The organism is Stutzerimonas stutzeri (assembly GCF_000935215.1).
Taxonomy (GTDB): Bacteria; Pseudomonadota; Gammaproteobacteria; order Pseudomonadales; family Pseudomonadaceae; genus Stutzerimonas.
The window spans coordinates 1-9553 of record NZ_JXXD01000077.1; the positions used below are offsets into that span (position 1 = coordinate 1).

Consider the following 9553-nt stretch of genomic DNA (forward strand, 5'->3'; position numbering starts at 1 on the left):
GTCCGCGTGCTTCGCACGACTGGACACGCCAGAGCTTGCCGGGAGAACGGCCATGACCGACCGCCGCGACGACGATTTCCTCGTGCGCCCAAGCGCCCCGAAGAACCGGGGCAAGGGCCAGGGGCAGAGCTTTGTTTCCAAAGTGCTCAAGCAGGCCGGCAAAGCCAGCAGCGGCAAGTCGGCGGTGCGCCGTCCTGGGGCGGCTGGCACCGGCCAGCGTCCCGGCTCGCGCCTGGGGCGCGGCCACACGGCAGCGCGCTTCGCCGGGGCGAAGCTAACGCCCATGTCGCGGCGCGTGACCATCAAGACGCTGCTGGTCAATCACCAGCGGGCCAGCCCACAGTCTCTCGCCAAGCACCTGCGCTATGTCGAACGCGACGGCGCGGGCCGTGATGGCGAACCGGGCCGGGCCTACGGGCCGCAGGCCGACGAAGCCGACTTGGATGCCTTCAAGGAACGCTGCACCGACGACCAGCACCATTTCCGCTTCATCGTTTCCCCGGAAGACGGCGCGGAACTGGACGACTTGCGCACCTACACACAGCATCTGGTGAACCGCATGGAAGCCGACCTGGGCACGCGACTGGATTGGGTAGCGGTCGATCACTGGAGCACCGACAACCCGCACACCCACCTGATCGTGCGCGGACGCGACGACACCGGCAAAGACCTCATCATCGCGGGCGACTACATCGCCCACGGCTTCCGCCATCGTGCCGCCGAACTGGCGACCGAATGGCTGGGGCAGCGCACCGAGTTGGAGATCCAGCAGACCTTGGGGCGCGAGGTAGAACAGGCGCGGTGGACAAGCCTGGATCGCACCTTGCAGCGCGAAGCCGGCGAGGATGGCCGGGTGCAGATCGAACGCTTCAGCGAGCCGAACTTGCAACGCCAACGCCTGCTGCTGATCGGCCGCCTGCAACGCTTGCAGCGTCTGGGCCTGGCCGACGAGACGCAGCCCGGCACCTGGGCCATTCATGCCGATGCGGAAAAGACCCTGCGTGCCCTGGGCGAGCGTGGCGACATTATCCGCACGATGCAGCGGGCCATGAGCGAGCAGCCGCGTGAGCTGGCGGTGTTCGAGCCAGGCGACGATGGCAGAACCATCCTTGGCCGTGTGGCCGCGAAGGGGCTGGCTGACGAACTGCACGACCGGGGCTATCTGGTCATCGACGGTACGGACGGTAAGGCCCACTACGTCGCGCTGAATGCCCGCGACGAGCTGGCGAACTATCCCACGGGCGCGGTGGTGGAAGTGAAAGGTTCGGCCGACGTGCGTGCAGCCGACAAGAACATCGCCGCGCTGGCGAGCGATGGCCTGTACCGCGCCAATCACCACCTGGTAATCGAACAGGGCCGTGCCAAGGATGGGCGCGACCCGCAGGAAGTTGTCGCGTCGCATGTCCGGCGGCTGGAAGCCCTGCGCCGAGCCGGTATCGTGGAGCGCGTCGCCGAAGGGCTATGGAAGGTGCCGGACGACCTGACCGAGCGTGGCCGCCAGTACGACGCACAGCGCCTGGGCGGCGTGGCGGTGGAGCTGAAATCTCACCTGCCCATCGAGCGGCAGGCCCGCGTGATCGGGGCCACCTGGCTCGACCAGCAGTTGATCAGCAGCGGTCGTGGGCTGGGCGACCTGGGCTTTGGCGGCGACGCCAAGCAGGCCATGCAGCAGCGTGCCGACTTCCTCGAAGAACAGGGGCTGGCCCAACGACGCAGCCAACGCGTCATCCTCGCCCGAAACCTGCTGGGCACGCTGCGTAATCGGGAGCTGGCGCAGGCCGCCAAGGACATAGCGGCGGAAACCGGCCTGGAGCATCGCCCGGTGGCCGACGGGCAGCGCGTGGCCGGCATCTATCGGCGCTCCATCATGCTCGCCAGCGGGCGCTTCGCCATGCTGGACGACGGCTTGGGTTTCACGCTCGTGCCTTGGAAGCCCGTCATCGAACAGCGGCTGGGCCAATCCCTGGCCGCCACGGTCCGCGGCGGGCATGCCTCCTGGGAATTCGGCCGCCAGCGCGGCCCGTCTGTCGGCTAAAGACTGAATTTGTCATGTGTGCCGTGGCTCGTGATGCTTCACTTGTGGTCGCAGACTCATGCGAGCGCCCTCTATCCGGCCAGGCACCGCCCCAGGAGGGGATTTTTCGGTTGCCGCTTGATACCTTGATGGACAAGGTATATAATTGGGTTCATGGATAAATCGACGACTTCCCTCAAGACCGTAGAGCGCACACCGGTGGACTATACCGACCGGTTGTATTGGAGCGGCATCATCAAGATGAGCCTGTCCAAGTTCTTCATTCTGAGCGTGCTGCAAAAGCGGCCCATGCACGGCTATGAGATCGCACGTGAAGTGGAGTGCTCGACCCAAGGTTGTTGCGCCCCCACCGAAGGCACTATCTACCCGGTGTTGCTCGAGTTCGAGCAGGGCGGCTATGTCACCGCGCATACCGAAACGGTTGCGGGCCGTGGACGCAAGGTCTACACGTTGACCGACAAGGGCCGCGAAGCCTTCACGGTAGCGGTAGATGCTTGGATGGAGGTGGCTGCGCACATCACCCGTCAGCAATGACGGTTTTTTTTGAATATAAACATTGACCATCTATGCATTGATCAGGAATATATAATGAACCTGAACACACTCACCGAAACCCTGCAGTTCTTCGCCATGATCAGCGCCGAGCTCATCGCGCTGTTCTTCGTCGTCAGTTTCATGGTGGCGATGATGCAGGAGTATGTACCAGCCAGCACGGTGCAACGCCTGCTGACCGGGCGAGGCCTGCGTGGCAACATCGTCGGTGCCGGGCTGGGGGCAGTCACGCCGTTTTGCTCCTGCTCGACCATTCCGGTCACGGTCGGCTTGCTCAACGCCGGTGCGCCATTTGGCGCCACCATGTCCTTTCTAGTTTCCTCGCCCATCCTCAATCCGGTGATCCTGGGCTTACTGGTCACGTTGTTCGGCTGGAAGTTCACCGTCTTCTATGGCGCCGCGTCCTTTGTGCTGGCGGTGGCAGTGGGCGCGGTCTGGCAGCTCTTTGGCCTGGAGCGCGACGTAAAGAAGGTGCGTGTGGTGGGCGAGAGCGAAATTGCAGGGCCGACCGACTTCAAATCGCGCCTGCGCCGAGCTGGCAGCGCGGCCTTTGCTTTGTTCAAGACTTCCTTGCCCTACCTGCTGATCGGCGCGGGCATTGGCGCGCTAATTTATGGCGTGGTACCCGGCGAGTGGATCGCCACTATGGCAGGTGCCGACAACCCGTTCGCAATTCCCGTGGCCGCTGCTATCGGTGTGCCGCTATACATCCGCGCTGAAACCCTGATTCCGATTGGTATGGCCTTGCAGTCCCAAGGCATGAGCATCGGCGCGGTAGCGGCGCTGATCATCGCTGGCGCAGGTGCCAGCATTCCCGAAGTCACGCTGCTCAACACGATCTTCCGGCCCCGACTGGTGGCAGTGTTCGTGCTGACGATCTTCACGGTCGCCATCAGCGTGGGTTACGTCGCCAATCTGTTGTTTATTTGAAGGAGAAAGACCATGTCAGAGAAAAAGGGCTTTATAGCGCGTTTGTTTGGTAAGCAGGAGGACTCGGCTTGCTGCGCGGTGCGCATCGAAGAAGTGCCCAAGACGGAAATGACCCCAATGCCCGTCGCCAAGAAATCCGCATGTTGCGCGGTGCGCATTGAGGAGGTCAAGGACGATGATGCCACTCAGCAGCCACCTGCCGCCCGGTAGCCCAATCGACCTATCAAGGTGGAAACCACGCCGGTGCTGGAAACGGTGAGCCTGCAACACGACATGCTCCGCGCGTAGATTGAGCCTTGGGCTAGGGTGATCAACAACAGCTTGGCTGCCGCCCGTCCGGCATCGCCATTCCTGGTGACGCGCGCCAACCGCGAACTGCCGCTGATTGCCGACGCGCGCGGCCAGCATGCCCATCGCTTCGCCATGATTCCGTTGCAGGCGCAGGAGCCTGTCGGCATCGACTTGTTGGGCCGCATGGCTGCCCACTGACCTTAAACCCTTCAACTCAAAGGAAGACAGTCCATGAACAATCAAGCTCCAACCCTGGAACGGCGGATCGAGGAAGTTCAGCACTACTACGGGGACACCTTGACGGATAAGCAAGATTTGGCGACCAATGTCTGCACAGCGGACGAGCCGCCATCAGACGCCATCAAAGCTATCCTGACGCAAATACACGACGATGTGCAGATGCGCTTCTACGGTTGTGGTGCGCCCTTCCCCCCGCTGCTGGAGGGCGCAACCGTGATGGACCTGGGCTGCGGCGGCGGACGCGACTGCTTCGTGCTGTCTAGCCTGGTGGGCGAGCGAGGCAAGGTCATCGGTGTGGACGCCACAGCCGAACAGATCGCTTTCGCGCAGAGCTATGTGGAGCACCACCGCAAGGTCTTCGGCCACACCGAAAGCAACGTCCGCTTCCTGCAAGGCAATATCGAAGCCCTGGATCAGCTCGACCTGCCGCCGGAGAGCATAGATGTCATCGTTTCCAACTGCGTGATCAACCTGTCGATGACCAAGGCCGATGTGCTGGCAGGTATGGCCAAACTGCTCAAGCCTGGCGGCGAAATCTACTTCGCCGATATCTTCTCGGACCGCAGGCTAGCCCCTGGGTTGAAAGACGATCCGCTTATCGTCGGCGAGTGCATCGGTGATGCGCTGTATTTCGAGGACTTCGTGCGTTTGGCACAGGCTGCCGGCTTCCTTGATGTGCGAGTTACCGCCAAGAGCCTGAAGACCATCGCCAATCCCGCCATCGAAGCAAAGCTCGGGGGCGCCAAGTTGTACTCGATCACCTTGCGCCTGTTCAAGATGGATTTGGAAGACCGTTGCGAGGATTACGGGCAGGTTGCCATCTACAAAGGCAACCTGCCGGAAGCCCCCGACCGATTCGTGCTGGACAACGGCCATGCTTTCGATACCGGTCGGGCGGTACCGGTATGTCGCAATACGGCCGACATGATCAGCAAGAGTCGTTATCGGATCTTGTTCGATGTGATTGGCGACGGCCGCCGACACTATGGCCTTTTCCAGTGTGGTACGCCGCAGATTGAGTCAGTGCCGACGCTGGCCGATGTGGGCGTTTGCGGCCCCGCTGGGTGCGGATGCTAGGAGCCCCCATTTTGCGTGCAACACGAAGTGAGATCAGGACGGCCGATCATGCCTTCCTGATCTCGGCGTTTTCAAGCGAAAGAGGATAGGAATGCTGCGTAAAAGGGGCGCTGCATTGAACAAGAACGGGTAGTCCACGGAGGAGTTCGTATGCTTCCTACACAGTGGAAATATTTTCTGTCCGAATTGATTGGGGTTTTCGCGCTGATTTTTATCGGGGCGGGCGCAGCGATACTGAGCAAGCAAGGTGACGCGGTCAGTTATCTCGGCGTTGCGCTTGCATTTGGGGTCAGCGTGACCTGCATCATTGGCGGTATTTCGACGTCAAGCAGTGCCCACCTTAACCCCGTGGTGACACTTTCGCTCTGCGCTACTGGCAGGTGTTCGTATAGATGCCTGCTCTATTACACATCGCGCAAATCATTGGCGCCTGTCTGGCGTCGGCCACTTTGTTCGCCCTCTTCTGGCAACGGATCGAAGCGGGCACCACCCGAATCGGCACCGGCGTCAGCCTGGCGAACGGTTTCATGGTGGAGACAATTCTGACTTTTTTCCTGGTTTTGACCGTGCTGCGAACTACCAGTGCACTGATCATTGGTTCGGTGGTGTTCTTGGGGGCACTGGTCGGTGGACACATCACAGGCGCAGGCATGAATCCGGCGCGAAGTTTTGGGCCTGCGCTGTTCAGCCATCACTGGGAAAACCACTGGATCTATTGGCTGGCACCGTTATCCGGGGCGCTGCTCGCTGTCTTGGTTTTCGTCTTGATGGAAAAACCCGCTGCGCTGCCGAAATGCAGCGATGCAGAATCGAAGAAATCGTGAGCGGCCATGCAATTACGACATCTGCGTTACTTCATTGCAGTCGCTGAAGAACTCCACTTCGCCCGCGCGGCTGAGAGACTGCATATCGAGCAGTCACCGCTGTCGCGCACTATCAAGGAGTTGGAGGAAGACTTGGGTGAACAGTTGTTTGTCCGAACCAGCCGAAGCACGCGCCTGACGCGGGCGGGCAAGCTGTTTTTGGAGCATGTTCCGCGCGTGTTCGCTGCCTTGCAGCAGGCCCGCGACAGCGTGAAGGCTGCGGCCAATGGCTTCCACGGCCAGTTGCGTATTGCCCTGTCCGATGGCATCACGCCGCCGCGCCTACCGACCTTGCTCGCACTTTGCCGGCAGGAGGAACCAGAAGTCGATATCCGGCTGTTTCAGGTGCCCTTGTCGCAGCAAATCAAGGGGCTGCAAGACGACTTGTACGACGTGGGCTTCGCGCAATCGGATGAAGTAGGCGAAGGTATCGCCGCCGAAGCCGTGTGGAATGACCCGCTGATGGTGGCGGTGCCAGCACGCCATCATTTGCTCAAGCACCGACGCATCCCGCTGGACGAAGTGCTGCACTTTCCGCTGGTTCTCTGCGACCCGCAAGCATGTGAGGGCTACGCGCGACAGGTTGAACGTGTGCTGCGCCGCTCTGACCGGGAGCCTCTGATCGTCGAACGTGTTGCCTCATTCGACTTGATGATGGTGGTCGTATCGGCCGGCTTCGCCCTGGGGCTGGCTGGTGCTCCGCATATCGTGTCCAACCGGGAACCTGGCGTTGTGGCCCGGCCCTTGGCGGGCCGCTCGCCAATGCTGACAACCTACTTGTTGCGACGCGAAGACGAGCGTTCGGAAGTGTTGTCCCGATTCATCGAACGGGTGCAGGTGATCGACTTGCCCGAAGGTGGGAGGCCCGTGCCGCCACCTCAGTCCGAATCACAGGAGGAATTCGAGCTATGAAGCGAATAACACCTATGCTTGTGGTCGCCGTGCTAACGGCCTGCGGCCCGTCGGAGACACCCAAGCAGGCCAACGTACCGACCGTGGAGGAACTGGCTGCCGACCCGGCACGGTTGAAGGAACTACGCCAGCAATGCAAAACCGACCGCGCGACGCTTGGCGACATGTTGTGCAACCGGGTAGCCGAAGCCACGCGCAAGCGGTTCTATGGCGACGGCAAGACACCCTACACGCCATTGGAAACGCCACCGAAGTTCTGATCGCAGTCTTTCGCAAAAATCCTGTCTTCTTTGCCAACACGCCGCAGCACGCTCGCGCCTGCGGTGTTTTTACTGGTTTCTTTGCAGCCTGAAACGATGCTTTTTGCATCATCTTGCTTCCGATAACGGTCTTTGACCGGCACTGACCCGGCACCGATTCTCACGCTATGCGGCACGTCCTTGTGCCGCTCTTGAACGAGGAATAGCGCAGGAATCGGAGGTCAGTCATGCAAGCTCAGGGCGTGCTGTTCGGGCAGATCGCCGCCGTCTTCGGCATCGTGATCGCCGGCGTATGGAGTGCAACGCAATGGACAGCAGCCGCCCTGGGCTATCAACTACGCCTTGGCTCGCCCTGGTTTGATTTCTTCGGCACGCCGGTCTATCACCCCTGGCGGCTGTTCGAGTGGTGGTTTTTCTTCGATGCCTACGCGCCGCATGTCTTCGATATTGGCGGGGCCATCGCGGGCGGTAGCGGCTTGGTGGCGGTGGTGGTCGCCATCGCCATGTCGGTGTGGCGCTCCCGGCAATCGCGCCTTGTCACCACATACGGCTCGGCACGCTGGGCCGAAGCGGATGACGTTCGCAAGGCCGGGCTGACGCAACCGGCTGGCGTGTTCCTGGGCAAGTACCGCAACGAGTACCTGCGCCACGAAGGCCCGGAACACGTCCTGACCTTCGCGCCCACGCGCTCGGGCAAAGGCGTCGGCCTGGTGGTGCCCACGCTGCTTTCGTGGCCCGCATCCGCCGTCATTCACGACATTAAAGGCGAGAACTGGCAGATCACCGCCGGCTGGCGCTCGTGTTTCTCACATTGCCTGCTGTTCAACCCGACCGATGCAAAGTCGGCAGCCTACAACCCGCTGCTGGAAGTACGGCGCGGCGCGCATGAAGTGCGCGACGTGCAGAACATCGCGGACATTCTCGTTGACCCCGAAGGGGCGCTGGAGAAGCGCAACCACTGGGAGAAGACCAGCCACGCGCTGCTGGTCGGAGCCATCCTGCATGTGCTCTATGCGGGCAAGGACAAGACGCTGCGCGGCGTTGCCAACTTCCTCTCCGACCCGGCCAGCCCGTTCGAGCTGACCTTGCACCGGATGATGACGACGAAGCACCTGGCCGATGCACCGCACCCGGTTGTCGCGTCCGCTGCCCGCGAAGTGCTCAACAAGTCGGACAACGAGCGGTCGGGTGTGCTCTCCACCGCCATGTCGTTTCTCGGCCTGTACCGCGACCCGACCGTGGCCGAAGTCACGTCGCGCTGCGACTGGCGCATCGCCGACCTGATTTCCGCCGAGCATCCGGTATCGCTCTATCTGGTGGTACCGCCTTCGGACATTAGCCGTACCAAGCCGCTGATTCGGCTGATCCTCAACCAGATCGGGCGGCGGCTGACCGAATCGCTCGACGGCTCCGACGGCATCGCCCGTCGCCACAAACTGCTGCTGATGCTCGACGAGTTCCCGGCGTTGGGCCGCCTGGACTTCTTCGAGTCCGCGCTTGCCTTCATGGCCGGCTATGGCATCCGCAGCTTTCTCATCGCTCAGAGCCTGAACCAGATCGACAAGGCGTATGGGCAAAACCATTCCATCCTCGACAACTGCCACGTTCGCGTGACGTTTGCAACCAACGACGAACGCACGGCCAAGCGCATTTCCGAAACCCTGGGCACGGCTACCGAACTGCGTGCGCAGCGCAACTATGCCGGCCACCGGCTCGCGCCGTGGTTGGGCCATCTGATGGTGTCGCGGCAGGAAACCGCACGGCCACTGCTGACGCCTGGCGAAGTGATGCAACTCCCGCCAGACGAATCGGTGGTGATGGTGTCCAGCGTCGCGCCGATCAAGGCGAAGAAATTGCGCTACTACGCCGATGCCAACTTCAAGCGCCGCGTACTACCGCCGCCCACGCTGGCAGCCGGGCAGTACGCCGACGCGCCGCCATCGCGGCTCGACGACTGGAGCGACCTGGCGATCCCGACCGTGCCTGTGGCGCCGGCCACGGCATCCGCCGATGACCCCGGCGGCGCCGACGACGGCGGCCTGCGCCGCCAGCCCGAACTCTTCGAAACGGTCGCCTACGACCCCGAGCCGGACGCACACGCTTCCGACCTCGCGCTGCTCGATGACGACGACCTGCCGCTGCCGCTTCCCGGCCAGCTCGACCCGGCCATGCAGCGCACGGCCCGGCTGGCTTCCCTCGACCCCAACGACGGAATCGACCTATGAGCCAATACCGCCTCAACCTGTTCATTCAGCACGAGCACGCCAAGCGCCTGGAAGAACTGGCCGCCAAGAAAGGCGTGTCCAAGTCGTCCATCGTCGCGGCGGCGCTGGCGTCCTGGCTGTCGCCAGACGCGGGCGACCAGCGCGAGGCCGCCATCGCCAAACGGCTGG

9 protein-coding genes and 2 pseudogenes are annotated in these 9553 nt (G+C 62.2%); all 11 read left to right on the forward strand.

Annotation, left to right across the window (positions count from 1 at the left end):
* Positions 1 to 52: 52 nt before the first annotated feature.
* The gene (locus LO50_RS09355; RefSeq protein ID WP_044314808.1) at positions 53 to 2035 is read left to right on the forward strand and encodes a relaxase/mobilization nuclease domain-containing protein; all 1983 of its coding nucleotides are present in this window, start codon (positions 53 to 55) and stop codon (positions 2033 to 2035) included.
* Positions 2036 to 2188: 153 nt separating this feature from the next.
* Positions 2189 to 2569 carry a PadR family transcriptional regulator gene (locus LO50_RS09360; RefSeq protein WP_044314809.1) on the forward strand — a complete coding sequence of 127 codons (381 nt, stop codon included), beginning with the start codon at positions 2189 to 2191 and terminating at the stop codon, positions 2567 to 2569.
* Positions 2570 to 2623: 54 nt separating this feature from the next.
* The gene (locus tag LO50_RS09365) at positions 2624 to 3517 is read left to right on the forward strand and encodes a permease (RefSeq protein WP_033946864.1); all 894 of its coding nucleotides are present in this window, start codon (positions 2624 to 2626) and stop codon (positions 3515 to 3517) included.
* Positions 3518 to 3529: 12 nt separating this feature from the next.
* Positions 3530 to 3727, forward strand: a complete 198-nt coding sequence (locus LO50_RS09370) for a hypothetical protein (protein WP_044314810.1) — start codon at positions 3530 to 3532, stop codon at positions 3725 to 3727.
* Between the two features lie 96 nt (positions 3728 to 3823).
* A complete protein-coding gene (locus LO50_RS09375; protein ID WP_044314811.1) occupies positions 3824 to 4006 on the forward strand; it encodes a hypothetical protein in 183 nt (60 codons plus the stop codon).
* Positions 4007 to 4039: 33 nt separating this feature from the next.
* A complete protein-coding gene (locus tag LO50_RS09380) occupies positions 4040 to 5125 on the forward strand; it encodes a methyltransferase domain-containing protein (RefSeq protein WP_044314812.1) in 1086 nt (361 codons plus the stop codon).
* Positions 5126 to 5275: 150 nt separating this feature from the next.
* Positions 5276 to 5949, forward strand: a pseudogene (locus LO50_RS25695) (MIP/aquaporin family protein).
* Between the two features lie 6 nt (positions 5950 to 5955).
* A complete protein-coding gene (locus LO50_RS09390) occupies positions 5956 to 6900 on the forward strand; it encodes a LysR family transcriptional regulator (protein ID WP_044314813.1) in 945 nt (314 codons plus the stop codon).
* The gene (locus LO50_RS09395; protein ID WP_044314814.1) at positions 6897 to 7160 is read left to right on the forward strand and encodes an EexN family lipoprotein; all 264 of its coding nucleotides are present in this window, start codon (positions 6897 to 6899) and stop codon (positions 7158 to 7160) included. Before LO50_RS09390 ends, LO50_RS09395 begins: the two co-directional genes overlap by 4 nt.
* 227 nt (positions 7161 to 7387) lie before the next feature.
* Positions 7388 to 9385 carry a conjugal transfer protein TraG gene (locus tag LO50_RS09400; protein ID WP_044314815.1) on the forward strand — a complete coding sequence of 666 codons (1998 nt, stop codon included), beginning with the start codon at positions 7388 to 7390 and terminating at the stop codon, positions 9383 to 9385.
* Positions 9382 to 9553 (forward strand): annotated as a pseudogene (locus LO50_RS09405) (ribbon-helix-helix protein, CopG family); the annotation flags it as partial. The gene LO50_RS09400 and the pseudogene LO50_RS09405, both read left to right, overlap by 4 nt.

Excerpts from the sequence above, each read along its gene's own strand:
- LO50_RS09390 (WP_044314813.1), top strand. The coding sequence starts at position 5,956 with ATGCAATTACGACATCTGCGTTACTTCATTGCAGTCGCTGAAGAACTC.
- LO50_RS09365 (WP_033946864.1), top strand. The coding sequence starts at position 2,624 with ATGAACCTGAACACACTCACCGAAACCCTGCAGTTCTTCGCCATGATC.
- LO50_RS09400 (WP_044314815.1), top strand. The coding sequence starts at position 7,388 with ATGCAAGCTCAGGGCGTGCTGTTCGGGCAGATCGCCGCCGTCTTCGGC.
- LO50_RS09355 (WP_044314808.1), top strand. The coding sequence starts at position 53 with ATGACCGACCGCCGCGACGACGATTTCCTCGTGCGCCCAAGCGCCCCG.
- LO50_RS09380 (WP_044314812.1), top strand. The coding sequence starts at position 4,040 with ATGAACAATCAAGCTCCAACCCTGGAACGGCGGATCGAGGAAGTTCAG.
- LO50_RS09360 (WP_044314809.1), top strand. The coding sequence starts at position 2,189 with ATGGATAAATCGACGACTTCCCTCAAGACCGTAGAGCGCACACCGGTG.
- LO50_RS09395 (WP_044314814.1), top strand. The coding sequence starts at position 6,897 with ATGAAGCGAATAACACCTATGCTTGTGGTCGCCGTGCTAACGGCCTGC.
- LO50_RS09370 (WP_044314810.1), top strand. The coding sequence starts at position 3,530 with ATGTCAGAGAAAAAGGGCTTTATAGCGCGTTTGTTTGGTAAGCAGGAG.